Annotated in this window: 23 protein-coding genes; 11 read left to right on the top strand and 12 right to left on the bottom strand. The window is 43.4% G+C overall.

Annotated elements, in window-relative coordinates; all coding sequences use genetic code 11:
* Nucleotides 1-101: 101 nt before the first annotated feature.
* From NPUN_RS13010 to NPUN_RS12960, 11 genes are read left to right on the top strand one after another with little or no spacing between them, the layout of a single operon-like run.
* Nucleotides 102-6,326: a phage tail tape measure protein gene (locus tag NPUN_RS13010; protein WP_012409135.1), complete on the top strand. Its 6,225-nt coding sequence runs from the start codon at nucleotides 102-104 to the stop codon at nucleotides 6,324-6,326.
* Nucleotides 6,323-6,895, top strand: coding sequence for a hypothetical protein (locus NPUN_RS13005; protein WP_012409134.1), 573 nt, complete (start codon nucleotides 6,323-6,325; stop codon nucleotides 6,893-6,895). The genes NPUN_RS13010 and NPUN_RS13005 overlap by 4 nt, the downstream gene beginning before the upstream one ends.
* A gap of 2 nt (nucleotides 6,896-6,897) precedes the next feature.
* On the top strand, nucleotides 6,898-7,281 hold the full coding sequence (locus NPUN_RS13000) for a hypothetical protein (protein ID WP_012409133.1): 384 nt from the start codon (nucleotides 6,898-6,900) through the stop codon (nucleotides 7,279-7,281).
* Between the two features lie 9 nt (nucleotides 7,282-7,290).
* A complete protein-coding gene (locus NPUN_RS12995; protein WP_012409132.1) occupies nucleotides 7,291-7,578 on the top strand; it encodes a hypothetical protein in 288 nt (95 codons plus the stop codon).
* Nucleotides 7,579-7,601: 23 nt separating this feature from the next.
* On the top strand, nucleotides 7,602-8,171 hold the full coding sequence (locus NPUN_RS12990; RefSeq protein WP_012409131.1) for a hypothetical protein: 570 nt from the start codon (nucleotides 7,602-7,604) through the stop codon (nucleotides 8,169-8,171).
* On the top strand, nucleotides 8,171-8,728 hold the full coding sequence (locus NPUN_RS12985; protein WP_012409130.1) for a hypothetical protein: 558 nt from the start codon (nucleotides 8,171-8,173) through the stop codon (nucleotides 8,726-8,728). Before NPUN_RS12990 ends, NPUN_RS12985 begins: the two co-directional genes overlap by 1 nt.
* Nucleotides 8,725-9,180: a hypothetical protein gene (locus tag NPUN_RS12980; RefSeq protein WP_012409129.1), complete on the top strand. Its 456-nt coding sequence runs from the start codon at nucleotides 8,725-8,727 to the stop codon at nucleotides 9,178-9,180. Before NPUN_RS12985 ends, NPUN_RS12980 begins: the two co-directional genes overlap by 4 nt.
* On the top strand, nucleotides 9,181-10,002 hold the full coding sequence (locus NPUN_RS12975; protein WP_012409128.1) for a hypothetical protein: 822 nt from the start codon (nucleotides 9,181-9,183) through the stop codon (nucleotides 10,000-10,002). It abuts the gene before it with no gap.
* Nucleotides 10,002-12,050 (top strand): hypothetical protein, encoded by a 2,049-nt coding sequence (locus NPUN_RS12970; RefSeq protein WP_012409127.1) that lies wholly within the window; start codon nucleotides 10,002-10,004, stop codon nucleotides 12,048-12,050. Before NPUN_RS12975 ends, NPUN_RS12970 begins: the two co-directional genes overlap by 1 nt.
* Before the next feature lie 2 nt (nucleotides 12,051-12,052).
* Nucleotides 12,053-12,688: a hypothetical protein gene (locus NPUN_RS12965; RefSeq protein WP_012409126.1), complete on the top strand. Its 636-nt coding sequence runs from the start codon at nucleotides 12,053-12,055 to the stop codon at nucleotides 12,686-12,688.
* Nucleotides 12,688-14,211 (top strand): hypothetical protein, encoded by a 1,524-nt coding sequence (locus tag NPUN_RS12960; RefSeq protein ID WP_012409125.1) that lies wholly within the window; start codon nucleotides 12,688-12,690, stop codon nucleotides 14,209-14,211. Before NPUN_RS12965 ends, NPUN_RS12960 begins: the two co-directional genes overlap by 1 nt.
* Here NPUN_RS12960 and NPUN_RS41810 read toward each other — a convergent pair.
* The 12 genes from NPUN_RS41810 to NPUN_RS12905 all read right to left on the bottom strand — a co-directional run bounded on the left by NPUN_RS41810 (nucleotide 14,208) and on the right by NPUN_RS12905 (nucleotide 25,507).
* Nucleotides 14,208-14,372 (bottom strand): hypothetical protein, encoded by a 165-nt coding sequence (locus tag NPUN_RS41810; protein WP_167315618.1) that lies wholly within the window; start codon nucleotides 14,370-14,372, stop codon nucleotides 14,208-14,210. The two genes, NPUN_RS12960 and NPUN_RS41810, sit on opposite strands and share 4 nt — an antisense overlap.
* A gap of 11 nt (nucleotides 14,373-14,383) precedes the next feature.
* Nucleotides 14,384-17,101, bottom strand: a complete 2,718-nt coding sequence (locus NPUN_RS12955; protein ID WP_012409124.1) for a hypothetical protein — start codon at nucleotides 17,099-17,101, stop codon at nucleotides 14,384-14,386.
* Nucleotides 17,077-17,370, bottom strand: coding sequence for a hypothetical protein (locus NPUN_RS12950; RefSeq protein ID WP_041565364.1), 294 nt, complete (start codon nucleotides 17,368-17,370; stop codon nucleotides 17,077-17,079). Before NPUN_RS12950 ends, NPUN_RS12955 begins: the two co-directional genes overlap by 25 nt.
* The gene (locus tag NPUN_RS12945; protein ID WP_041565363.1) at nucleotides 17,355-17,621 is read right to left on the bottom strand and encodes a hypothetical protein; all 267 of its coding nucleotides are present in this window, start codon (nucleotides 17,619-17,621) and stop codon (nucleotides 17,355-17,357) included. Before NPUN_RS12945 ends, NPUN_RS12950 begins: the two co-directional genes overlap by 16 nt.
* Before the next feature lie 218 nt (nucleotides 17,622-17,839).
* A complete protein-coding gene (locus NPUN_RS42510; RefSeq protein ID WP_012409122.1) occupies nucleotides 17,840-21,382 on the bottom strand; it encodes a DNA N-6-adenine-methyltransferase in 3,543 nt (1,180 codons plus the stop codon).
* Nucleotides 21,366-22,022, bottom strand: coding sequence for a hypothetical protein (locus NPUN_RS12935; RefSeq protein ID WP_012409121.1), 657 nt, complete (start codon nucleotides 22,020-22,022; stop codon nucleotides 21,366-21,368). Before NPUN_RS12935 ends, NPUN_RS42510 begins: the two co-directional genes overlap by 17 nt.
* Nucleotides 22,023-22,043: 21 nt before the next feature.
* Entirely contained in the window at nucleotides 22,044-22,496 is a 453-nt protein-coding gene (locus tag NPUN_RS12930) for a hypothetical protein (protein ID WP_041565362.1), read from the bottom strand.
* Nucleotides 22,493-23,131 (bottom strand): hypothetical protein, encoded by a 639-nt coding sequence (locus tag NPUN_RS12925; RefSeq protein WP_012409120.1) that lies wholly within the window; start codon nucleotides 23,129-23,131, stop codon nucleotides 22,493-22,495. Before NPUN_RS12925 ends, NPUN_RS12930 begins: the two co-directional genes overlap by 4 nt.
* A gap of 3 nt (nucleotides 23,132-23,134) precedes the next feature.
* On the bottom strand, nucleotides 23,135-24,283 hold the full coding sequence (locus tag NPUN_RS12920) for a hypothetical protein (protein WP_012409119.1): 1,149 nt from the start codon (nucleotides 24,281-24,283) through the stop codon (nucleotides 23,135-23,137).
* Nucleotides 24,280-24,612 (bottom strand): hypothetical protein, encoded by a 333-nt coding sequence (locus NPUN_RS12915; RefSeq protein ID WP_012409118.1) that lies wholly within the window; start codon nucleotides 24,610-24,612, stop codon nucleotides 24,280-24,282. The genes NPUN_RS12920 and NPUN_RS12915 overlap by 4 nt, the downstream gene beginning before the upstream one ends.
* Complete coding sequence (locus NPUN_RS12910; RefSeq protein WP_041565361.1) at nucleotides 24,609-25,187, bottom strand: hypothetical protein; 579 nt, start codon at nucleotides 25,185-25,187, stop codon at nucleotides 24,609-24,611. The genes NPUN_RS12915 and NPUN_RS12910 overlap by 4 nt, the downstream gene beginning before the upstream one ends.
* The gene (locus NPUN_RS12905; RefSeq protein WP_012409116.1) at nucleotides 25,184-25,507 is read right to left on the bottom strand and encodes a hypothetical protein; all 324 of its coding nucleotides are present in this window, start codon (nucleotides 25,505-25,507) and stop codon (nucleotides 25,184-25,186) included. The genes NPUN_RS12910 and NPUN_RS12905 overlap by 4 nt, the downstream gene beginning before the upstream one ends.
* Nucleotides 25,508-25,838: the final 331 nt, after the last annotated feature.

The raw sequence follows: 25,838 nt of genomic DNA, 5'->3' as shown, positions 1-25,838 counted from the left end.
GCAGAGGGCAGAAGGGAGTAGCAAATACTTCCAATTGCCACCTATTCCAGCGCAACAGGATAAACCTTCTGCCTCCTGCCTTCTGCCTCCTGCCTTATCCTATGGCAGATACCACTACCACCCTAAGATTGAAAGCAGTTGATGACGGCGCGATCGCTACCGTCAACAATATTTCTCTTGGTTTTACAGGGTTAACCATCGGTACTGCTGCACTAGCTGCGGGATTCAAAGGGTTACAAAAAGCTTCAGAGTCTTCAATTGGTCAATTTGTCCTTGGTACTGAGAATGCCCAAAAGTTTGGTGGCGCAATTGGAAAGTTAGCTGATGTCAATTCAAAGGCGCTTAAAACTTTCTCTGCACTGTCTGACATTACCTTTCTTGGTGGGCAGGCGCTCACCTTTGCTAAGGGCGTACAGGATGCGGCGGCAGTGTACGCTCGGATACCGCAAACTTTAGATTTGTTGCGATCGTCTGGGGTTAGTACTCAGGGTATTGAGGACTTTTACACTCTCACTGATGCCGTTAAAGGTAGTGAAGCCTCATTAGATGCCTTTGCGATATCGGCAGTACAAAATTTAGGAAGATTTGAACAAGCAGCGTCCCGTGCGGGAACCATTCTTAGAAGTAACGTTAACTTTGACGCAGCAGGTAATGCTCTCCGCGCCAACCAGCAAGAGCAGTTACAAAACGCCTTCCAAGTTCAGGATATTGTAAACAAGCAATTAAACAATACTGTCTCCTCTACAAATGCATTAACCGGACAGTACGAGGTTTTATCGTCAGGATTCACCAAAGCCGCCGACTCACAACAGGTTTTAACAAATGGGCTAAAGCTGGTGGGTATTGGGCAAGCTGGTGGATCGTCTGCCGATCCTGGTGAAACGTTGCGACTCCTGACTAAAACCCTTAACGCCTACCAGTTATCAGCCGGTGAATCCGGCAAAGCAGCCGCAATCTTAAATAGTATTGTTGAATCTGGTTTGACAACAATCCAAGAGTTATCACTGGGATTTGGACAAACCGCGACGAGCGCCAAAACAGCAGGAATTGGATTAACTGACCTTGCCGCAAGTACAGCAGTGCTAACAACTCAAGGGGTGAATACTGCAACCGCACTAACCGGAGTACAGCGAATTGCTGGGACTATCATTCAAAAGACACCAGAAGCGCAAAAGGCACTTGATAAACTCTCACTCAATGGACAAAAGATCCGTTTTGACCAAGCAGAAATTCAAGCCAAAGGTTTTACCCAAGCGCTGATCGATCTCAATAAAGCAGCCGGTGGAAATGCCAAGGTATTGCAAGATATTTTCCCGGAAGAGGTAGCATTCCGTACAGTATTGGCACTGCTCGCTCAAGACGGGCAAAAGCTTTCATCTACTTTGCAAAGTGTCAATAGTGCAAGTGCTAGTAGTTTAGATGAAGTATTTAAAATTGCTACAGGCGATCGCATCTCCAAATTTCAACAAATCGCCAACAAGTTCCAAGAATTAATCATTAAAATCGCCGCTTCTGTTGCCCCAGTATTTGAACCTGGTATTGATGTATTAGAAAAAATTGCTAACTTTTTTAGCGGACTACCAGAACCAGTTAAGCAAGCAGTTGGACAGTTTATCGTATTTCAGATTACGACCCGCGCCACAGCAAGCGCGGTAACGATCCTATTTCAAACGATGCTCACCCTGGCATCAACTTATTTGCAAGTTAGGGCAATCTCACTGCTGCTATCCGGTCAACTAGGGAAAGAGTTGGCAGTCATCAAAGAGTTGATTGTGCAGCGCAAAGGGCTGGTAGCAGTTGCATTACAACTATTTGGCATTGACCAACGGTTTCGACTTGGTGTAGAGGCAACAACGGGAGCGCTTGAGAAACAAAATATTGTCACCAAAGCTGCCGCCGCAGTTCGCAACAAAGCGGGTGAGGTATTTAACAAGAACATTGCGGGCTTTACCGGACTCGATACCAAAGGTGCAGCAGAACAAGGGAAGAAGGCAGTAGCCGATCGCGTTTCGCGTCTCCCCTTGGGAGAAGTTGCTCAAAGTGCCAAAAATGTTGGTCTAGGGATTGCTGAAGCAGTGGGGGCTTTTGCCCCACCGCAAATATTAGGGGCTGATGGTAAACCCTTTGCATCTGGATTGGGGCGGATTAAGCAAGAGGCAGATATTGTTGGGAAGGCAGTAGCCTCTAGTTTTGAAAATATCAAGTCTATTGATGCGGGGGCGACGGTAGCGATCGCTTATGAAAATGTAAAACAGGGAGCTACAAAAGCAACAGGGGCGATCGCTGCTCAAGCCACCGTACTTGCATCTGCAACTACAGCAACGGCCACACACACCGTAGTTTTAACTGCTGACGAACTTGCAGAACGAGGACTTGCACAAACGCGGATATTTGGCAGAAACGTATTATTCGGAACCACTGGCCCGTTGGGGGCAATTAATACATTACTGACGACCGAAATCAGCCTCAAGACTATCAACACAGGTTTGACACGGGGGCTGGCAACAGCGCAAGGTTTGCTTTCTGGTAGTTCTGGACTACTCGCCAATGTCCTTAAGGGTGGGGTAGTTGGCAGTCTCAATCTGCTTAAAGGTGGTTTTGGTGTAGCTGGCAATGCAATTTCAGGATTACTGGGTACACTTGGCCCGCTTGGCCCATTGCTTGCACTTGGAGCAGCAGCGATCGCCATATTCAGAGAAGATTTATTTGGCTTGCGAAAAGCCGCAAATGAAGCTGCCACAGGGTTAGGGGAAGTCCTCAAACAGGATACAGATTTATTTAAGCAGTTTGGGACGGAGAAACGCTTACTGCAATTCAAAGCTGAAATTGTCCCCGATGCATCAGCAACCCAGGTAGAATCGCGTCTTGAGCAACTGAGATTATCCGGCGATCTAACCACTGGGCAATTCAACCAACTCCGTGAAACCTTGGCGAGAGTAGGCGATCAGGGGCAATTAACTACTAAGGGACTAGAGGAGTTTAAATCTCAGCTAGAAGCAATTCGCCAAGGTGCAACCGGAACGCCAGAAAAAGGATTTGGCGATCGCGTTGGGGAATTTTTCGGGGGGATACCTGGGACAATTGGAAGTTCGATTGATCTTGCCGCAAATTCTCTAGCAGCTTTCACGACAAACCCAACTGTCTTTACAGATCCGGCAGGGGCGGTGTCCAAAACTGGACAAAATAGAGAATCTGATAGGTTAATCCAAAATTTCAGTCAGACTGGAATAGCCCTTGATGTTGTAGGTGAGCAATCGCTAGCCACTGCGGAAAAAATTAATCAGTACCGTAGTGCGTTGGGTTTAACTTCAGAAACCAATGAAAAACTAAGGAAGGGGACAAAGCTAACTGCTGATGATTTAGAGCGGGAAAATCAAATTTTCAATGCTCAAAAAGCCAGGAATGAAAATTTAATTTCTGGAATTGAGAAAAATATTGCGGAACAAAAGAAAGTCTCCGAGGGTATCAAAGACCCTGAGCTTAAGGCAACTTTTGACGATCGCATTAAACTACTCGAAACCGAACGCCAAACCCTAGAGAAACGCAACGAAGCACTCAAAGCAGGGCGGGAAGAGTTTACAAAATACTATACCGAAACCCTTCCCGGACTAAAAAGAGCAATCACCGAATCGTCGAACTTGGGGCAAGCTTTGGGCAATGCTCAAGCTAACTTTGGGCAACAATTTAAACTTGATGCCCAAGGCAAAGCTACCCCATTCCTCAAAGATATTTCTACTCTAAGAAATGAAGCGACACAATTGCAATCACAGGTTTTAGAATCTTACCAAGGTGGATTATTTGAGCAACTAGCAGGGCCAACCCAAGACGGTAAACCGTTGTTTGCACCTACAGGGGCAGCAGAGGCAGAGGTCATAAAACGGTTAAGAGCAGTTAGAGACGACAAAATCAAACTACCCGATGGCACGGAAGGCTTTAGGTTATCCCAGAGCGATCGCCTTGCAGCTACCGGACAAATATCAGAGATTGCTCAATCGAATTCAAAACAGATTTCAGAAGAACTTAAAGTAGGGGCTGAACGAGTTAAGTTGCAGCAGCAACAGAGAGTAATCAGTACGGAAGACGCTGAAAAAGAAATTGCCAAAATTCAACTCCAAGGCATAAGAGAAACACTAATTCAAAAGGAAATTGAGATTAAGGAGTATGCTCAATTCCCAGTTCGTAAGGCACAGTTAGAAAGAGAAGCAGCCGCCATTAGGGTGCAAATCGAGCAAACGGTAACGGCTGAAGATAATCGCCAACTGGAGAAGCGGCGAGGATTGCGCCAGGAGGCATTTAATATTGAGATTGAACAAATCAAAGCGCGTCAGTCTGAGCGCCAAATTACTGAGCGAGATGCCCAAACCCAGATATCTCAAATTCAGATTAAAGCTTCCCGCGATCGCCTCAATAACTTGGTTCAAGACTTCAATAAATCAGGTCAAACCAGTGTAGAACTCAGCAACAAAATTGCGATCGCTCGTTCTCAACTCAGACAGCAAGAAGCCGCAGAAGTCGAGCGCCTACTCAACTTAGAACAAGAACGCCAAAAGCGCATCATTGCCAATACTACGCAACTGCAAACCCTCACCTTACAACGCCAAAGCAGTGGTGTTGATTCCCAATCCAAAGATATCGAACAGCGATCGCAGTTACTAAATTCCGCTAATCAATTACAGGGCGTACTCAACCAGGCGACTGAATCAGGACTACAAAACCAACTCAAATTCACTGGAGACTTAGAGAAGCGTGCCGCAATTGAAACCCAAATTGCCGAGAATAAAGTTAAAAATCTGGCAGTAACTCAGCAGCAAGAGCAAGTATCACTTGCAACTCAAACCCAAATTAACAAGTTGAATTTAGAGCGGGAAACAATTCAACTCCGAATTCAGAAGATTGAAAATCAACGCCAATTGGCGGAGTTAAATTTAGAGTTAATTAGGGCGAATCGAGATAAGCGATCGCCTGAAGAAATCAAAGCTATTGAGCTACAGATACAAGGGGCGCAACAGCAATCAGATTTGTTACAAGAACAGGGCGATCGCCTTGAACGCTCCAAAGTTCAGCAGTCTCAAATTGCTGAGAATTCCCAAAAGGAATTAAACATAAAACAAGGAATAGCGCAAACTGATGCCCAAATTGAGCTAACCCTTACCCGTCGCCGTGAGGTGCAAGCGGGTATCGAAAAGCAGGTTAAGGATATTGAATTAGCATCCCAGCGAATTAACCTAGCGGGACAAATTCAAATCCAACAGAGTGAAGCTGTATCCAAAGCTTACGACCAGCAAAAAAGCGTACTACAAGCCACTCAAACCTTCGTCAAAGGGCGGGTAGATTTTGTTACAGGTGAATTGCAAATCGCCTCTGAATTATCTAAAAATGACCGCCAAAGAAAAGACATTGCTCAACTAATTGCAGCTATTAAAATTCAATCTCTAGAGAGGCAACTAACTATAGAAGGTCAGGTACTAGATTTAAATTTAGCCCAGCAAGCAGCACAATTAGAACAAGAGAAAATTCGTAATCGTGTATCCCAAGCGCAAAGTAAAGCTGGTATTGCTCAAGCCCAATCCGACCTTGCAAAAGCCCAACTCGACCCCAATGCCACACCCCAAAGTATTGAAGCTGCACAGCTTAATTTGCAAGCAAAGGTAGAGGAAGCAATTAGTACTAAGTTCGCGGGGAGACTGTTAGACCAGCAGGGAAAAATTCAATCAACACTAGGGGGATTAGAAAAGCAAAGTTTTAATGAGCGATCGCTTTTACAGCGCGACCAAGCACAGGTAGAATTTGCTCAATCTCTTAACCCAAGGGAAGGACGGCGGTTATTGCGCGATATCCGCGATCGCTCCTTATCCCGTGCGCTGGGTGTAGGGAGAGATGAAGTTGGTAGCACAGGGGAAGCGTTTGTTGCAGCAACCAAATCTCGCTTTCTTGGAGAGGGTACGCTTGAACCTTTGCAGCAGTTTAGAGCGGATCGAGTCGCCAACAGAATCAATCCTGAAACTCCATCTTTACAATTACAATTCCCTGATTTTGAAAAGTTCCGTCAGGATCAATTAAGTAGGTTTCAGGAGTTTGGTTATAAGCTACCACAAAAACTATCCTCCCAAGATTTAAATACTTTGGGGCAAGCGGGAATTATTGAGGCAGTGAATAAACTCAATACCTTAGTAGAACAAAAACTATCAACACCAACGGAGGCAAATGTACCAGTCTCGATTGTCAATAATTTTAATGGAGATGATGCCAAAAAAGCAGCTACTCAAACAGTGACAGATATTAGAAAAGAATTATATGATTTAGGAGTTTTGATACAAAGATCATGACCATATTAGAAGCGATCGCCAATGCTCAAATTAACTGTCAGCGAAAACTAGCCAGACTTCCATTGCTAGTACTAACTCCCGTTGCAGTCATTGAGGATTTGCAAATTGCATCTAAATGGTTTTATTTATTTGACCCTACCCATTATCAAGAAACAGACACAAATAACTATGTTTATTTAAAATTATTCACCGACTATTCACCAGAAACAAATAGATTAGGGGATAGCCCAGGTTTGAAGACTACTTTTAGTCGTACTGGCTATGGTGCAAGTACAATTAAACGGGGATTTAAAGCAACAGTTATTCAAAAAGAGCGAGTAATTCTGGAGGTTTTACAAAAATTAATCCTGATTTCGGAGTCTAGTAAATACAATCAATTCAGCCCAATCAAGGTAGTTGACTTTTGTAGTGTGGAATTAGGCGATCGCTTTATTTACAACAATAGATTAGCCACAGTTAGATATGGAGAAATGATTATTGATGAAACTCCACCTCTTGGCTACGACCAAAATTATATAAATAGTAATTGGTCGCTCACTTTCACTGAAGTTAATTTAAGACTTAAGTAGATATGGGATTTGAAAACGGCAACGACTCTACAGGGACTCTACAAACCTACTTAATAGGTGGGGTAGATTCTCAAGGCAAAGTTAGAGCGATCGCTGTTGACGAAAATGGAAGGATACAATCAATTGGTGAAGGTGTTAGTATTACACCTGTTGATTCGGGAATACAAAGAAAACCCGATATTAAAAAAGTCAGTGACGAAAATGTTATCCCTGCTGGGACAAAAATGGTTTTTGTTGCCAATATTGGAGGATCTGCTGGATTGCTTCTTGAAACCGAATTTTTGCCGGGGGATTCGGTATCTTTGGAAGCAACAGGTAACGACACAATAGCTGAAATTTCTTATAATGCAACAGACACAATCTTCATGTTAGTTACTTTGACTTAAGGAGTAAATATGGCTATTAGTTATCAAGCTCAATCAACAGTCGCAGGTGTCCAAAGAGCGCCCGGATATTTAACTGTAACAACAGCAGGGAGTATAGCGGCGGGGGCAAAATCAGTTTTTATTTACAATGCGGGAACTAAAAATGGCATTGTCTTAGGAGCTAATATAGTACCCGGTCAAGGGCTTTCTTGGGAAACTACAGGAAACGACACCATAGGAGCGATCGCTTACGACCCGACAAAAGATGCAGCTGCAACTGCTACTGGCACAACCTTTTGGATATCCTCACTTTCCTAATCGTTCCTCTGCGGACTTGAAGCATGCCTACCGATATTAGTTTTACGCCTCAAATAACTATAAAAGAAACTACTTCTATTGGTGTTCCCTTGTCACCCAATCGGGGCGATCGCCACAATGAAGTCGATGCAAACAACGACTTAGTAATGGAGTGGTTTTGGAATGGATCTTTGTGGCTATCTAGAAAACTGTATCAGCAATCAATTCATGCTTGGTCAGGACAGGGAGTATTAATTGGCGGCGTGATTGGCGATATTTCTGCCACAACTGATAATATTCCTTTCAACCAAGGCAACGATTATGATATTTATCTATACAAAATTCATGGAATGTTTCGCGTCTTGTCTGGTAATTTGAGCGCTGCAAATTACTGGGCGTTGCAGTTTAGAAACACCACGTCAAATTTACAATCAATCAATATTACCGCTGGCAATGGAGGGGAGACTACCGATTATATTTGTAAAAGTAGTAATGCAATTAATACCAAATATTCAAAGTTGGGCGCAGGATTTAATACCACTTTTGTAAAAACTGCTTTAGCTCCCAACATAAGAGCGCCCATTGCTTTAATTCAATACAGGTTAGCAAGATAATGGGATTTGAAAATGGGAATGATTCTACAGGAACTTTACAAACTCACGTAATAGGCGGGGTAGATGCAGATGGCAAGGTAAGGGCGATCGCTGTTGGGGCTAACGGAAAACTGGATATCGCTGCAAGTGATTCTTCAGCCATTGGGACAATTTCAGATATCCCGGCAAATAGCGACACTGCTAATGCAACCCTGATTAGCCTTTTCAAGCGACTGCTGCAAAGACTAGCAACACTCTTTGATAGACCTGCTATCACAATAATTGCTGGGACAATCAACACTGTTGGAGACAATACGATTATTGCCGCACCTGGAACGGGAATATCAATAAATATTAGCTATTTAAAAATTCAACTTGAAGCAAGTACCGCAACAACCATAATATTAAAATCCGGTGCTACGACGAAAGAAAGAATTTTATGTCAAAATCAGGGGGACGGTTTAGCCATTAATTACTTTTTAAATAGAGAACTAAGATTAGACGCGAATACAGCATTAGTCCTTAGCTTATCCGGTGCAAATTCAGTTAATTACGCATTCCATTACTACACATTATGAGTAAAATTACAATCCTTAGAGACGAACTCGAATTATCAGAATACGAGCAATTGGTAACAGCGCAGAATTTTCCCGCGATCGCTTCTCTGCTGAATCAAAAACCGCTAATCAATAATCCCGTACCACAAGAAAAATTACCAAAACAATTAACTTTGGTTGATTTATTCCAACAAGGGATAACGCCGCAAGAAGCTTTAGAAACATTTAAAATACCGGGGTTGCTAGACAGAATTGAAATGGTCATCAATGCAAACGACAGAATAAATATTTCAATACTATTTGAAATAGTGAAGACTTTTATATCTCAAAATAGTAAAGATAATCTCACAGCTTTACTTGCGCTTACAGAACCCGATCCAAATTGGCAGGCTCAAATACCTGGGCAGTCGCGTGCTGAAGAACTAAAAATTTATCCCGTAAACGAACAAGAGGTGCAAGAGGCATTAAATTAGATGGCACTAATTATTGGCTCAAAACTAGGTACATCTAAACTTAATTCCGATATAACTAGCTTCAAAAATAGAATAATTGCAGTAGGCGGGAGTATATCAAATTCCAGCTTAAATGCTATTGATACTTTTATTACCACTGCTAAACTAAACAATTTCTGGGATTCTTTATTAGAAATTGCGCCGTATGCAGGTAATGAATTAGCAGCAGCTTTAGTTAAATTGAAATACCCAGGTAACATTCAATCTTCACTGACAAATGTGGGCTTTGCTCCTGGTAATTACTCAGAAACCACTGGATTGACTGGTGATACCAGCGGAACTAAATATTTAAAAACTGGGTTTATTCCTAGCGTTCAACTTACTACTTCTTTTAATCAGCATTTGAGCGTATATGCTAGGAATGCAGGAGCAGTAACAGGGGCTAGTCCTGCTGCATATCTTGGATGTAATAGTGTTGGGAATTTTAGATTAGAAAGAAATGGCAATAACGTCCAGTCAGTTCTTGGTTCTGGTGCTGAAGTTGTAGCAGCTTACGCAAACAACATAGTTCCTGGACATTTGATAGGTTCTAATACTGCTGCAAACTTGGGGTATTTATTTTATAGAGGCAATCAAGTAGGAATTGATACGGCTTTTACTACTAATGCTTTATCCACTGCTGAAGTTTCTATATTTGGTAGTTGGTCGGGATCTGCTTTTGGAAGAAATTCTAATTTAATTTGCGGCTTTCACAGCATTGGAACTGGCATTACACCAACACAAGCTACTGCATTTTATAGCGCAGTTCAAGCATTGCAAACTGCATTAGGGAGACAAGTTTAATGGCATTAATCGCCCAATATGCCGGAGTTGGTGAAACTTGCCCCTTGTTTGATGTTGGCGCTACTAACGGCGGTAGTCTCACTGCTGGAACAATTTATTTTTCTTTCCAACTACAAAACCGCGCTGGATTCAATAAGCCAAGTGTAAGTGGTGCGATCGCCTACTCCACCAATCAAAAAATCATCATCACCATCCCCGAAATGCCCGATGGTTGGGATGTACATTATTTTGTTGTCAGTGCTGGGGTGACAAACGACCCCTCCACTCACGTCCAAATTGCTCGCGTCGCTGCATTCCAATACGGCATTGGTATTGAACCGCAGTCGGTAAAAACACTGTTGCCAGCAGTCCTAGAATTGACCCGCAGTATTCACACTGCGTTAGCTCCTTCCGTGACCAGCGTAGGGAGCCTTCCTAGTGGAGCGGATCGCCTTGACGGGCAAGTGCGATTTATTACCGCCCTCTCAATTTTTGTGGAGTATCGCGCTAATTCAAATTTACCTTTATCTCCAGATGTAATTGCCGCTGATATTGGCCAGTGGGTACGAGTTGGCGGCCCATCAACCTACGTGAGCGATACTCGTGCTGGGGTGGGGAGCGATCGCCCCATCAATTCAATAAATCCAATTACCACAATTCCCACTCCCCCTTATCCAGGGGAAACTTTAAGTAAGTATCTCCCGGCGTGGGAGGCAAAATATTGGATTTACAATGACAGTCCAAACGCAATTCCGGCGGGGACAGAGTTTGGAATTGAGTTGGAATACAATAACAAGCGTAGTCCCGATCTGCTCAGTGGCTTATTCATGGTGAAGTTCATCGGATTTGTGAAAGCCGATGGCAGCATCAGAACCCAAGATGGTGATGGGCGGGACTTCCCAAATTGCGGTGCAGACTTCCCTTGGACACCAAAACTAACCACGCCTTTTATTACAATTGACGACTTACAGCCAACAGAGGCGATCGCCCTTGCAGTAAAACCATTTTTTGCAGCTGCTGAATTCACTGTAAAAGACATCATTGGTGTATTCCCAGCAACCCGCGTGCAATCGGGCGACTACAACCCTGTAGGGTTACTTTTGTCGTATACGCAAACAGTTGGCGGAGTAATTATTGATGTTGGCGATCGCTATCGAGTAGTGCCCAATTTTGGGCTAAGTTACGATGTGCTGAGAGGGATACCCTTAATTGGCAGCTATAACCCACCTGAAAAACCTCGGCGGACTTTTGGGAATCTGCAACCAAATTTAGCAGGACAAAAAGTAGTTATTAATGGCAATGGAGACGTTTTTACGGAATCACCAAGTTATACGCGAACTAGTAGTGAAGGAATAAGGGCGATCGTTTCTACTCTGGCGGGGGAAAGCTCTCCTGGTGGTTGGAGTGGCTACGTCGCAATAACTGCGGGAGCTACTCTAATTCTTTCTTATCCTTGCACAGTAAATGGCGTGGGAATGATTCGCGCTAATTACCCAGACGTGATCGCAGATGATATCAGCAAAAACAAAGGGTTGTTTAATCCCTTCAGTGTAAATATTTATTTACAAAGACAGGATACTCTAGAAATCCGCCGTTTCTCTGGGTTTGGCGTGGTGGCCGCAAGTTCACAGCAATTTACTATCAGTAATTGGGCTGCGGGTGTCGTCAGCGATTTACTATTTGCTGACGACGATTTCTCTTTATTTGCGCCATTGACAGGGGCGATCGCGCCTGCAATTACTGGCAACTTCCCATCTACCAGTTACCGCGTATCTTACAGTTTTGTTTACGATGGCAACCAAATCACCTCAATTAGCCACGCATCCCCACCATGCGTTTATGAATTTGAAGGAGAATTAGAGCCGGGGACAATTGAGGTTAACCCTGCAATTACTATTTTAGATGAGGGTGAACCGCCCACTGTAATTAATGCTGGAACTATTACCCACGCCTATTTAACTTTTGCCTTTCCCCCAGCTACGGGTGGTGGGGTTAATTTTGAAAGAATATTGATAGATAGTTCGGGCAATATTGTAGTAAGTTCAGATGGCAATATTATATATATTTGAATATGGCTTTTATTACCGATTCTCTATCAGTTGCTAGCATCACCGTTTTAAAAACTTTAAATAATTCTACAACTCCAAAGCGTGTACCTAACCTTTTCTTGACGGTTTTGGATGATGGCGTTGGAAGTTCAAGTTGGTATAGATACAATAGTTCCTCATCGACAGCAGAAAGCCTACCATCAATAGTTGCCCCAAATGACGGGGTGGGTAGATGGCATCGGTATGGTGCAAGCAATAACAATGATAGTGGCGGCGGCGCTGCTCCTTTAACCGTGCTAACCACACAAACCCCATACAATGCGAGCTTTGGGGAAAGAATCTTGGTTTGTGGATCTAATTCTTCGCCCCCGATAGAAATACGCATACCAGTAGAGCAAGTATACGGTAACGAAATTGAAATTATATCGGGGGGAGCGACTGCTAAAATTTACAGACTTGGTAACAATTCCCAGTTCCCCCCAGGATCGGCAAATACAATTCAATACTGGGTTGTGGGGATTTACAGTGGCACTTTCTATTCAGGTGGAAAGTTAATATATGGGTCGGATGGCACAAGAGACACTTGGATAGCTCATCCCGCACCCAGTAGTAGCCCAAGTGGATTTTTTGGCTACGAAAACGTTAGCGCAGATTTTTGATGGTTACTTTTGAAGAACTCAAAAAGCTATTTGTTATCACCAATATGCTTACCGTTCGGGTTCCCAAAGGGGTTGCCGCACAAACGGTAAGCTTGAGAGTTAGCGGCGCTAATGTTAGAGCAACCTATTTAACTAACCTAGAAGCAGGAGAGGCGATCGCCCTTCTCACTGACAAAGGTAATTGGTATCTCACTGGTGCTGCCAATGAAACGGAAAATACCAGCAGTAGAAGAATTATTGAATATAGGCGATCGGTTCCCATCAAAAAAGTTACTGATTTAGGTATAGCTATTATTATCGATGTTTATTACCCTATCGGGGTTGACCCCAATAGCAACCCTTTTCTTTACCCAATAGAGTCAAATAATAAATATTATATTTGTGAAATCAAAAACAGTGTTTACACTATTAAAAAAGAAGTTCCAGATTTGATTTTTTTAAATCCTCAAGTATTAATTTTAGGATTTAAAACAACTAGGTTAAATACATTTGATATTGGTAGGAATACAAGAGAGCAGTTTGACGAAAGCGTATTAAATGGTGCTTATTATAGCCTAGGGTATGGCTCGGACAAAACTCTAAAGCTGTTAACAGCATCTGCTAGAGAAGAAATATTGGAAGGAGTTATTTATGACTATGCTAGTGGATATTGTCAAGTAGATTCTATTGGATGCAAAGATAGGGTTAATCAAATAACAAATATTAGTATCCAGATGCCTTTGTCAACCACAACCAATCCTTTTATAATAATTAATCCAACAATTACTGATTCAGTGCAATCCAGCAATCAATTACTAGGCTTTTTCGATGAAACAATTTCATTCTGCATAAAGTATCAAAATTCATCTGGCACTATAAAGTATTTAGCAATCTCTGGAGTTAAAGATAGCGATGGTGATTCTAGCGCCAATTCAAGAGACAAAGGAATTGTAATTTGGGATTTAGGAGATATAAATAATTTAAGCTCAAGAGTTAATCCATGCTGTAATCTAGGTCTGTTATGGCTTTTTGAAAACAACCAAGTGGGATTAATTTTGAGTGGCGGGTTTTGGGCAAATATTTCAGCAAGCATTAATCCGACAAACCCCGCCACAGGGCAAAAACCAATGCCAAGTGGAGACAAACCATTTACAGCTTATGGTTCTGTTGGCGGCATTGTTTTGAAAGTAGATATCCCCGGTACTTATGATATTGCATTAGATTATCCCTACAGGCAACAAGTTTTTATCTTTATCAAAGAAGAGTTTTTGGAAGGCGAAGAAAATACCACTTTAACGCCAAACGATGCAATATTCTCTTCACCAATAAATGCAAGCGTTTTCCCAGATGTTAATTACCAGCCCGTGAACGTGGGTGAAATGCCGCCACCTTTGGAAAACAAGGATTTATTTGTGCCCTACAGTAAACTTAAAAGAGTTGGTGATTTCAAAGATGTCGTAAATGAAGAATTTACAATTGTCAAGCGATTAGCGCAGCCAACAATTTTCAATGAAGATAAAAAGAAAAAGACATTTTCAGGCTAGCGAAATTGTAAATTTCTGTTGGTAGTGACCTGCGATCGCCTCTTGGGAATCTCAATTGTGAAACTTTGACCGCGCACCGTAACTTCAATACTGGTAGTAGATTCTTTGATTTTGGGGAATAGCGATCGCCAAGGTTCGGCTACTTTAGCAGTGGTGTACATAATAAAAATAACTAAGGATTTCTTCTACTTCTAATCTTCGCCCAATCAATAATACTGCCTAGTTCGGCGCTTACCACATCAGTTACGGTGATATTAAATCTAGGCGCTTTCGGCTCCTTGGGCACTGGCACTTTACTATAAGTCAACTCTGGCAACATCCATCGCCCCAATGTGAGGGAAGTAACAGAAGTCACCTTAGGCACACCGTCAACCGCGCCCAAAATATTGAGTGTAGTTTGCGCTCCTAGTACTATCCTTTGGCGAAATTCACCATTGCAAGTGTAGTTAAAGCGATCGCCCTCTCGAATCCCCAAATTCCCCCCAACTTGCAACGTCTCTGTAAATCCATTTCTCCAATTTTCAATAGCCAATTTACACCGAGCAGCAGTCAGCGCTTGCTCAAAAGTTTTAGCTAAGGGGAAGCTTTCACTGCCATTAATCGGGGCGGCCGCCGTATACCCCGCAGTTTGCAGAAAATACCGATATTTCTGTTTCTCCTCTTCGGTTTTATTAGGTTTTTCAGCAGGTTGTTCTTTGGTAAATTGTGGTGGACTTCTAGTGGCTGTGGGCAGTTCTCCAGTGCCCTCTTCAATTGAGATTTCTTCTAGGGCAGTGGCGATCGCGGGGCCTTGAGCCTTGAATTGTTTGATGTACTTGGTGAACTTTTGGGGTGTATTTTCTTCCCCGCGCTCGTAAGTTGGGTAGCCACCCTCAAACCCTATTAACTTTTGTTGGTATGTAGCAACAGTCACTTGAGTGAAAGCTTCAAATTTTGATTCTTCCCCTGCAGTTAAATCAGGCGCAAGGGGGTCGTCTTCACTTCCGGTTCTACCTTCATTATCTGGGTTGGGGCGACTTGCAAACGCGACTGATTCCGTGCGCTCATACTCCACATAGTACGGCGGCGCGTAGTCTGGATTAATTAGCGGCTGAAGTGTACTAGTACCGTCTCTGTTGCACACTTTTACTAATTCAAATAACCCCTCGCTACTGTATTCAGGCATCAATTTGAGGTAGTAGCTAGTGCGCCCAAGAACTGGTATTTGAATAAATTTATACAAATCGAGTTCTGGATCGCCTGAATCCATCCCCAGTGTTTCGGGATTGTCCGCTGATTCTTGGCGGAAGCGTACAGTATTATAGCCAGATGTTGCAGTAGAAAGTAAGTAGCCAGTATCTTCGTCGTAGGTGTAATCTGTGGTTGTCCGCTTCAAGCACACCCAATAATCATTAGGATTGCCATTAAGGCGATCGCGGCTATCATCATAAATTTGAGCGGCATAGCAAACGAAACCCCAAATCTCGTCAACAACTTTAACCGTCGCCCCATCCTCAGTAGTGGTAGTTGAGCGGGTTTTAGTTTGTCCGCCAATATCAAAAATCAAGCTCATATTTTGGATGGACTGCACACCCTCTAAAGGAATATGAGCATTTTTATCGCCGTCGATCCGTTCTTCTATTTTTCTTGGCTTTCTTGTATATCTAGGTTTTTGCCCTTGGGTGCGCTCTTGCTGGTCAGATCGAATCTCGCTAAATTCCCCAGTTAGTTCGCTATTTGGGTATTCAAACGCCAGCGCTGTTGGTAACTCGCCCCGTAGTTGTGGCACTGGTGGCAACTGCACCTCGCTTGGAAAATTCACTAAGTCGGGGGGCGGGGGATTTAAGTTAGGAATTGCTGTCAGTCGGCGCTTGCTGAGTTTGGCGATCGCCTCAAAACTCGTATCAACTCCATCCTCTCCTTTAATATCAGATTCTTGATAATTCCACACCCTTCCGCTACCAATCGGAACCACCTCAACCGCAGATGCGTTACTCCACCTCACAAAAGAATTTGCGACTAACAAGCGATCGCTCAGTAGCTGCAACGGATTCACCACTGTATCCCTTGCTGTACCTTGAGGTATTGGTACAGACGCAAGGTTGGGCCCAGTGTAGGCAATACCTATCTTGGCAAGCAACTGCTGTATGGTCGTGTTGAAGTTGGGATCGGTTAGTGATGGCGTGGGCGCGGTGCATTCGGTGTCTTGAAATGGCTCACTGATTGATGTACTATTTCCCCCATCCGACCGCAAGAAGCACGGCTCATCAAGATAATTTTCCCAGCGCGAACCCAGTGAGGCGCTTATTTTACAACGTCCATCTGGGTATATCGATCGGGGTAATTCTTTAATATTTAAACTGTTAATTCTCAACGGCAACCCGTACAAATCCAATTCTGTCCCCGGTGCAAAAATACTTTGTATTTGCGCTTTAGATAGCCTTAGCTCTAATTCAAATTGGGCAGATGGTTGTTGTTCAAATTGGCGAGTAAATTGAATAGCCCCCTCTAATGGCAAATTGGTAAAAAGTTGAGGGTAGGGAGGGGGAAGCAGGGGAGGGAAGAATTTAATTGTTTGGGTATTACCGTAAATTTGAAGACTCCGCCCTACTGTCCCATAAACTTGCACTGTGTTGGTGTAGGGATTGTAGACAAATTCCCCCGCTTGAGGCGATTCGGGATCAATTGCTGGGGTGTAAGTTTGTCCGTTGGAAGTGATCGCCCTTACACTTTCCCAGCTTTCAGGAAGAGTGATTGTTTCTTGGTATTCAACAACTATGCTTTCTGCTTTCCCAAAATCCACAGTTACTAAAGGCGCAAAGTTGTTTTCCTGTTTTGCCACTTCAATTAAATGGGCGGCGGTGTAGCGTGCGGCGGTATCTGTGGCTAGGGGGGAATCGATTGTAAGCATTTTTCAACAGATTCTATAATTTCAGACGCGATCGCGCAATCCATCTCTTGCGCCCGATCCACTAAGTGGGTTTTATTCTCCATTGGCGGCAAGTCTTCCAGCTTATCTTGTAAATGTCGGAGCGACCAAAGAAATTCAATTAGCACAGGAATCTTTGTACCGTCTTGTACGTGATATATCTCCGTAAGTTCTCTTAGATGGTCGTTTGACAACAGGATGCACATAAAAGCGCAGTGGTAAAAATACTGGTATTTTACCGCTTTTGCCACTGTTTAATGCTAATTCCGTACAATTTCTTGAATTGCTCCTCAACTTTCTTTTGCCAATTTTGAAAAGCTTGTGGTTCAGGTGCTACCAACTTTTTGGCAAGTTCGTCTTCAAAAGGATTAACTTCTAATCTTATTATCAATTCCCCAAATTGTGCAGTAAAAATGAATATTTGATTAATGCCGCGCTCTTGGTATTCTGGCTCGTAAAGCCTATTCCACATCTGGGCGATGCCTGCCTGGGCTTGAGCCAATCATTGATTTTAAGTGTTCAAGTTCTCTTCTTCAGACCACAAATTTTTATTGCCGTGGCGAACCGCGCAACGGCGAGAGCAGTGATTACCAAAGCCATCAATTAAGTCAAATTGAGTTTGGCAGTATGGACAAATAGACAAAATATCCCCTTTGATTTAACAAAGGAAGAAGGAAGAGAGAAGAAGGTAGAGAAGAATTCTTCCTTCTTCCTTCTGGTTCAAGCAGCGATTTCTTGTTGAATCAACTCAACTTCTGATTTATGCAGTGAGCCAATCTTGTTGTCTCGTTTCACCGACAACCACTCACCGTCAAAATTTCGTACTTGCCAGATTTCACCCGATTCTGTACTTTTTACCCAATCACCAGCTTGATACACCAGAGACTTTTTTACTTCTAACAACGCCTCAACTTCAGACTTAAATTTATCGCCAACAAGCTGCATATCTGTAATGTCACCAGTTTCAGCAATGTAATCAGCCATCAGTTGAGGTAGCTTTTGAATCAGTTCTTTTTGAATTTTTGTAGTGGTCGTTAAAAGCAATTCTTTTAAAATAAGATGATTGCCTTGGCACAGTTCGCTGATATTCTGCCAATTAATGTTATTTGCTCCGGCTTTGGTACGAATAGTAGCTATAAAGTTAGAAGCTTTAATGTGTGCGTGATTGTCTGGAGTAGCTTTCAAAAGTAGCACCAAATTACTTCTATCGGTAATTATTTCGTGCTGACCTTCATTATCTGTTGCGTCAAAAAGTACGGCAATAGAGTTACCTTTTATTCCAACTACTGTACCAAGTCTTTCGAGTAAGTGTTCTAATTCGTGTATAGCATTTACACAAACGCGATCGCCTTCAGTAAAGCTTGCTACGCCTTCGGTAAGTTCTTTGTTTGAAGCTTCCACTTCTGGTATTAATTGTTGTTCCGCTAGTTGCACATCCATATCATTATCATTGTCTTCAACCTGCTTTATTAGTAAATCTCTTTGTCTTATGACTTCGCTATATTGCTCACGCAATACATGATTTCCGGCTTTCAATTCACTAATAATTTCATTTTGAGCAGCAATTACACTACTATCACTCTCCACTAACTCCACACCACTAGCCGCGCTATAAAGCGATCGCGCCCAACTTAAAATGTCATTCTGGGGAATTCCCTTATCTACCATTTCCCGCCCAAATTGCGCCACTTCTTGGCGCAATTCCTCAGCTTTTTGTTCGCACTCTTGGTATGGCTCTAAAGAGGCGGTGAGTTTGTTCAATTGCTCTTGTAATTGGGCAATTTGAGAGGCGATCGCCTGTGTGCCAGAAAATTGGAAAGTTGTCACAGTATTTTGCTCCTTGTTTTTAAAAACTTGATTGGGAAGTTCGCAGGAAGAGGGGAGATAGCGTAGCGGTAGCGAGTCTGCGAGCGTCGGGAAGAGGGATGATGATTCAGATTCAACTTCATCACTTCTTCCTCCTTCCTCCTTCATCCTTCCTTGATTTGCGATCTTAAAAGTATCAATGCGATCGCTGTCTCGCTCCCAGTTGTAAGCAACAGCGTCACCCAACCAATCAACGACAAACCCAAACCCCAAGTTTTCTTTGATAATCCCCAACGATCCAAGCTGGTCAACAACGTGAACTCCCTGTTTTACGTTGCTCCTAGTCAGCTTTTTCTCCCATTCCTGCCATGCCTGTTCATACGCCGCGATAGACGGGTAATTGTCGGGGTCTGGTGGCTCATGGGTGTCATAAAAAATCGTTAGTTGATCGCCATCAGCAATGCGTGGTACTTCTCCAAAATCAGCAGGATTCCAAGCAGTTTCAGATTCAACGCCAGTTCTTCCACTTGGGGAAACCCCATCGCGCAGCGTCTCGCAGAGAAGAGCAGACTGGCTTATATTTTTCACAGTTCCAACTTCGTCAAAAACTTGTTTGAATTTCTGTGCATTAGTACCCCAATACAGCAGGCAGTGTGATTGCCTAGCCGAGAGTTTTGGTTGATAGTTCGTATCTAAAAATTTGATGCGGCCTTTCCAAAAGCAGATGGGTTGAGTGTCAAGGAGCGGGTGCAACCAATTGGTATCTGTCGCTGCCGGAACCAGGGCGATCGCCTCCGTTACCCTTCCAGCCTCTATCTCTGCTTGCAATTTCGCCATCCACTTGCCAGGGCATGAATAGGGAGGGTTCATAAACACCCGTCCGTACCACTCCTGAGCAAGTCCGTCATCAGATGCGGTGTAATGGTTTGCCGCTTTGATATGTTTACCGTCATCGGCGCAAGGGTCAAGGTCAACTGCGCCGAGTACCTGCGTGAGTAAATCCTGAATATTGGGTGGTGTATACCACTTATCTGATTCTTTGGGTGGAGGGGGGCAAGGTTCAGAATGAGAATTATTCTCTACCTGAGTCCCTATACCCTGCTCTGACGTAAACATTGCGGTATCGGCGGTAGGAACATCTAAATTTTTTTTCACTAACCTAATGGGACAATCAAATGGCTCACCGCCAACACTAAGAGCAAGTCTTGTACCTCGAACGCCGCATACTTCGGCGCACTCTCCAGCAATGGCTAGTTTGGCATTGGGGTTTTTAGCTTTGAGGTTTATATCACCAAATAAAACATCGCATACAAGTTCAACGCGATCGCCTATCTGAAAAAAGTTCTCAACCATTTCGCCACCACTTGTATTGAGCGAAGTCGAAATATCCCTCAAGGAGTTTGATTCGATGGAAAGCAACGTCGGCACAGACTGGGATAAATGCTCAAATAGGCTTTTGAACATCACCCAACTAGCGCCATTGCCTACTACCTCATTCGCTAGCGACTTGGTAGGAGGAAGCCAGATATTATCTGCTGTTTCTTTATCGCCAAAAAACCGCAGACAAGCGCGAGGAGTCACCGCAACAATTCTGTCACCCACGATCGCGTCGGCTATGCGAGAGTGATTATCAGACTTTCTACCCATCGCTCGGATAGTGAAAGATGGTTCATCACTTTGGTAAAGGCGATCGCTATCTCTTCCCCCACCGGCACGTTTGATTAAAGCTTTAAAGGTTTGGTGTCCTTCTCTAACTGTTGAGCAAGGGGCAGACTGAGGAATCAAATTTGTCCAATTAGAGTGGTCTGGGATTAAACAAGAATTAGCTTCACGGGCTAACTCTGGAAACTTACGCAACTGCCAAGGTGCAAGTGTTGTTTCTGGTAGCTCATCAATCAAGTCAGCGATCACCTCATACCACCCAACCTCTGAGATTTGTGGAGGTACAGGATCAGCGAAAGTACCATCCTTGCTTGCCAAAAGATAAAGGCGATCGCGGCTTTGAGCAATACCCCAATTACGGCAATTGAATTTGTAAAAGCGGGAATAGTAGCCACACTCATCCAGCGCCGCTTGAATTTGTTTAAAAGACTCGAATTTGCGGTATCCCCAGACGTTCTCAAGCATGAAGTACTGGGGCTTTAAGGCTTTGATGATGTCACCGGTGGCTATCCCGGCTGCTGCATCTTCTGGCAATTCGCCCCGGTTAGCGTTGGCAATGGATGCATTTTTACAGCTGAGGGTAGTTATTAACAAATCAATATCTGCCAAATCAGATGGGGCAACGTCTTGAACTTTTTTGATGTAGACTTCGCTTTTGTGATTTTGGTGGTAGCAGTGGGCGATCGCCTCATCACATTCGATTGCCCACACAGGGACACCACCAATTTGCTTCAATCCATGCAGGTGCATTCCCATACCAGAGGCGATTGAGCCAATTTTAAAATGGTGATTCATTTGGCGGCTTACCAGATTTCAAACTTTTAATTTCTTCTTCTAACTGAGCAACCTTTTCTCGCCAATATCGGTTCGGATAATCGGATTTAAAAACATCCTCCCTTTCCCAATAATTGGTAAGGAGATAGTTTTCAACGTTGCGAATTTTAACGATCGCCCCTTCTAATTGCTTGATTAGATGATTAAGCAGAATTCTTTTCTCAGCGTGGGTTTGGTCGCCGTTGGCCATCTCGGTAATTAAAACCAGTGCTCGTAAGTAAGCTAAAGTGTCATCCTTAAAAGCTAAAAATCTGACTGCAATATCACGTTCATCAGATTTAACTTTACGGATACCCCAAACAATTGAACTGTGCAAATTGGCAAGATTAACGTTGCTTTGGTTTAGTTCTTTTTCTACGTAGTTGATTAGTTTTACCATCCCTTCTGAGGGTATGGCATGGCGCTCGTCGTCACCACTGAACCAAACAACATGGTCGGCAAACTCTCTCAATATTGCTCGTTGCACGGCTTCGCCAATATGTTCGTTTACTTCTTGATACTCATCCGAGTCATTCCAAAAAGTAGGAGGGTTTTCTTGCTCTTTTGCCCAATTGACCAAGGCACGGCGAACAGTTTTACCAAGAGTTTCTCTATCAATCATTTTTACAATACCTTTATGTTTTTATTGCCAGTACCCGCGATCGCCCACCATAACCAAAGTTCGCACCACACAAGCTCCCGTAACTTTGTTGATGATTTTGCATTTCTTAGCTTGATGCTTGGCGGTTTGGGCATCAATGCAAATTGGTTTCCCAGTGCATACGGTGTGATAGTCGGATGGGTTTAGTGTCAATGAAGGCAGAGGGAATTCCGAATTCTTCTTCCTTCTTGGACTACACGACGCACAAACAAAAGCCATACTTCCATCATGTTGTTCGTAGGAATTTACAAATTCCTTGCCACAGGATGGGCATTTCATCTGGTTTTTGGCATCCATCATCACGCAGTACCTGTAAGCCGCTTTTACGTCATAGCGAGCGATGCTCCACGCCATTTCTAATTGGGTGTCGCTTAGGGTTGTGAGTTGATCTCTGTTGGTTGCGGATTGCCGGAGGATGAAGTCAATTTTAGTCATCGAGATCCCTCCAACCACTGACGAGCAATTGCTCTTGTGTCATAGCTTGAGGCTTTTACCTCACTCGTGACTTCCTCTTCTTCGTAGTCGCATTGTATGCCCAACTCCTGCTCTAAATTTTTAATCGTCAAAGAAAGATTGTTGAATTTAGGACGACGTGGTAATCGCGCAGACGTAGAAGCGATCGCCTCTAACTCGTGAGTTTCTTTAAGCTTTAGTTGCTCTACAAGAGCGTCTTTTTGTTCTGGTGTCATCCAGCTTTGAGCATTCACTATAATCCGCGCTTGGAGTCTCCCGCGCTTATTTAATTCAGCCTTTTGCTCAGGCGTAAGCCTTTCTTCAACAGAAGGCAATATAGGTAAGCTGAAATCCCCTAATATGGATTCCCCTGGCTCCCTATACTCGCCCCCTACAAAATTTGCAAAATCTAAAATCTGTCCGGCTGAGGGGAAAAAATTGTACTGGCGTGGATGCTTCTTAAAACATCCCGCGATCGCACTTTGTAATTTTTCCAAAGGTAAGTGCTTTAAAGTCTTGTACCAAACAGATTCTAAAATTCCTCCGTTAAGAATAGTGCCGTTATAAAAACTTTCTAATTCCTGAATGCAGGCTTCAAAATTTTCACGAGTTAGCATGATTTACCTCAAATTAAGCTCAATTAGCGGTCTACGTTTGACCTCACGGACAATGCTGATACTGCGATTACCCGTCTGATGTGATGTTTGCCACTTCAAAACCAATGCGGCTAGAGTCTCCCATTGGCGCGGATCTAATTCCAGTTTTTTGATATATGCGTAGCCGTAATCAACATCTTTACCTTTGTTTTGACCGCTCACGTATAAGGCAAATTCAGGCACAATATCACCCCGCTTGATAGTGGTTATCCTGCCACTCAAACGGTAAGCATTAATCACCTCTTGCCCTAAATCAATCGCCGCCCATGCATCTATTTCCATTGGGATTTTTGGCAATACCCCTGTTTGCTCCCACTGCGATCGCACTCTATCTGCTGTTTTATGAAAATGATTGTTATTCTCATTCGCCGGAATATTCGATTCAAGCGGTAAGACGTGGGGCAAAAGCGCAGGTTCTTCTTTGGGATTGGTGGCAAGAAAAGGATCTACAGGTGATTGGTTTTCTTCTCTACGAGAGGTTGCACTAGCAAAATCAACCTCGTCCTCGTCGTCAGTGTGTGTGTTTTGTGCGTCAGCGCTTCTTACACATTCTTTAATTAAATTCTTAAATTCTTCTATATATAGTGGTTCGGTTAATAAACCGGAGGGGTGCGGTTTATTAACCGGAGGGGGTTCGGTTAATAAACCGGAGGGGTGCGGTTTATTAACCGGAGGGGGTTCGGTTAATAAACCGGAGGTATGGGTGCATCGAGAAGGGTTTTGTTTTCGTAATTCTGATAAAGATAGAGACCAATCAAGTGCATCTAAGGCTTGCTGCAAGTAGGGAACGTGAAGGCTGTATGCGGTGTGATTGCCTACTCCTTTACAAGATGATACGAAGCCTAATTCTTCAAGCTCCTTAAGCTTGGTGCGGATCTGTTTGTCTGTCGCAATCCACAAGGTCAGTTTTTCAATTTCTGATATTGTGCGAATCCCTAAATCTATTGATTCTTCTGCTAAAGAGGGATTTTTGGAGATTTCACCATTGGCCCAATATTCAAAAACTGAAAGTAAAGCGGATAGTACTTTGTCACACTTTGCTAACCTAAAATAGTCTTCACGGATAACCAGTAGCAGTGATTTGGGTTTGTGCGATATACAGCTTTCTCTCATACCGTCACCGTCACTGGTAATAATTCCAAAGCCCGATCGCGCATTTCTTCCAATTTCTTAACAGCCCCAGCACCATCGATTTGAGCGGCTTCTAGAAGGATTGGGTAGCCACTGTTGATTGATTCAAGTACTTCTTCCCTTGTCGCTTCTCTACCTTCTTTGAACCAACTCACTCTTAGGGGATCGCCTAGCTTGAATATCAATCCGTTTGGCAGATGCCAGACATCGTACTTACTCGTTACCCAAAGCCCAGTCGCCCCAGGTTGACGGTTAATAGCTATCCCCAATATTCGTTTTGGAATTGGTTGGGGTAAATTGGTATATTTCATGCTGCTTGTGACCTCTTTGGCGCAAACCCACTTTTCATCAATTGCTCATACACCAAACCTTTCTGCTGGTACGAAAACTTGGGTAGCAATCGCAAGAAAGAAGCGATCGCCACCTCCACTTCAATCTGCTCCCTCTCGCTGGCAATTCCCTCATTACGCTCGATATCTGGCAATGCTTGTAATCCGACTCTTACCCCAAGGGCGATCGCTTGTTCCTTAGCTTCCTGTTTGGTTGAGGTTACTTCCCTAACTTCTTCTACCCACACAAGCATGTTGTCAGGAATCAGCTTGCTGGTTTCATCTCCAAATCTGACAATGCACCGATCGACTGATGGATGCTGGGCAATTACACCTTCTGCACCGTGAAACTCCTCTTCGGCATAGTGGGGAAGTATCCGCACTGTTGCCCCAATTGGGGGGCGTGGTGACTTCCCAAGCCTCACCTTGGGCGGTTTTATCTCTTCTACAGCCTTTTGTACGTGTTCGGCTTTGAGATTGCACCCTTCCTTCTCAGCCATGTCTAGCGCTCGTTTGTAAGCCTGCTGTACCTGAAGCGGCTCCTTAAGTTGGGTCAACGGTCGGATATGACTTCTTTGTGTGTACAAATGTTAAGACCAATTGGTCTTAACATTTGTACACACTTCTCAGCAGCAAGTAACCTGTTTAAGTGTCTGTCTGTGATATCTAAATCTTCTAGCACCGCCTTGAATTTTTGGCGATAGGCATCAAATGAAACTGCCTCGCCCCTCCATAGTGCAAGTTCATCAATTCTTAATAAAGCTTGGGCGGCTTGCTGAAAGCCTTTTTTACCCGCTTCAATGCCCTCTAATATTGATTGCTCTAGCTGGTGCTTTTTATCTAATTCAGAACCAGATAAAATCGTGATATTGGACACTGGTATACTCTCCTTGTAAAGTATGTAAGTATATACGTAAACACGCGATTTTAATAAAAAATCGCATTATCAAATATGTCGTTGGAAGCCTAGAAATCTAAGGGTTTTTGTGCGATAATAAAAACCTAATAAAGACCCAATATGCAATCAGGTAACAACAATCCCGTATTTAGCGCTTGCTAAATATCAAGTTGTTAGATTCTTATTTGGTTTGTAAACAAAGGAATAAATTATTCAGGTTGCGAGGTGAGATTCGCAACTTATTTTTTTATTAGGACTTTAACCTCCTCCTTAATAGCTATCTGCTGCTCAATCAGTACCCTGCAATTTG

The sequence above is a fragment of the Nostoc punctiforme PCC 73102 genome (assembly GCF_000020025.1).
Lineage (GTDB): Bacteria > Cyanobacteriota > Cyanobacteriia > Cyanobacteriales > Nostocaceae > Nostoc > Nostoc punctiforme.
This window is presented reverse-complemented; position numbering and strand designations above follow the sequence as displayed.

What these genes read in the sequence shown, in the direction of transcription:
- NPUN_RS13010 (WP_012409135.1), top strand. Translation starts at nt 102, where the DNA reads ATGGCAGATACCACTACCACCCTAAGATTGAAAGCAGTTGATGACGGC.
- NPUN_RS13005 (WP_012409134.1), top strand. Translation starts at nt 6,323, where the DNA reads ATGACCATATTAGAAGCGATCGCCAATGCTCAAATTAACTGTCAGCGA.
- NPUN_RS13000 (WP_012409133.1), top strand. Translation starts at nt 6,898, where the DNA reads ATGGGATTTGAAAACGGCAACGACTCTACAGGGACTCTACAAACCTAC.
- NPUN_RS12995 (WP_012409132.1), top strand. Translation starts at nt 7,291, where the DNA reads ATGGCTATTAGTTATCAAGCTCAATCAACAGTCGCAGGTGTCCAAAGA.
- NPUN_RS12990 (WP_012409131.1), top strand. Translation starts at nt 7,602, where the DNA reads ATGCCTACCGATATTAGTTTTACGCCTCAAATAACTATAAAAGAAACT.
- NPUN_RS12985 (WP_012409130.1), top strand. Translation starts at nt 8,171, where the DNA reads ATGGGATTTGAAAATGGGAATGATTCTACAGGAACTTTACAAACTCAC.
- NPUN_RS12980 (WP_012409129.1), top strand. Translation starts at nt 8,725, where the DNA reads ATGAGTAAAATTACAATCCTTAGAGACGAACTCGAATTATCAGAATAC.
- NPUN_RS12975 (WP_012409128.1), top strand. Translation starts at nt 9,181, where the DNA reads ATGGCACTAATTATTGGCTCAAAACTAGGTACATCTAAACTTAATTCC.
- NPUN_RS12970 (WP_012409127.1), top strand. Translation starts at nt 10,002, where the DNA reads ATGGCATTAATCGCCCAATATGCCGGAGTTGGTGAAACTTGCCCCTTG.
- NPUN_RS12965 (WP_012409126.1), top strand. Translation starts at nt 12,053, where the DNA reads ATGGCTTTTATTACCGATTCTCTATCAGTTGCTAGCATCACCGTTTTA.
- NPUN_RS12960 (WP_012409125.1), top strand. Translation starts at nt 12,688, where the DNA reads ATGGTTACTTTTGAAGAACTCAAAAAGCTATTTGTTATCACCAATATG.
- NPUN_RS41810 (WP_167315618.1), bottom strand. Translation starts at nt 14,372, where the DNA reads ATGTACACCACTGCTAAAGTAGCCGAACCTTGGCGATCGCTATTCCCC.
- NPUN_RS12955 (WP_012409124.1), bottom strand. Translation starts at nt 17,101, where the DNA reads ATGCTTACAATCGATTCCCCCCTAGCCACAGATACCGCCGCACGCTAC.
- NPUN_RS42510 (WP_012409122.1), bottom strand. Translation starts at nt 21,382, where the DNA reads ATGAATCACCATTTTAAAATTGGCTCAATCGCCTCTGGTATGGGAATG.
- NPUN_RS12935 (WP_012409121.1), bottom strand. Translation starts at nt 22,022, where the DNA reads ATGATTGATAGAGAAACTCTTGGTAAAACTGTTCGCCGTGCCTTGGTC.
- NPUN_RS12930 (WP_041565362.1), bottom strand. Translation starts at nt 22,496, where the DNA reads ATGACTAAAATTGACTTCATCCTCCGGCAATCCGCAACCAACAGAGAT.
- NPUN_RS12925 (WP_012409120.1), bottom strand. Translation starts at nt 23,131, where the DNA reads ATGCTAACTCGTGAAAATTTTGAAGCCTGCATTCAGGAATTAGAAAGT.
- NPUN_RS12920 (WP_012409119.1), bottom strand. Translation starts at nt 24,283, where the DNA reads ATGAGAGAAAGCTGTATATCGCACAAACCCAAATCACTGCTACTGGTT.
- NPUN_RS12915 (WP_012409118.1), bottom strand. Translation starts at nt 24,612, where the DNA reads ATGAAATATACCAATTTACCCCAACCAATTCCAAAACGAATATTGGGG.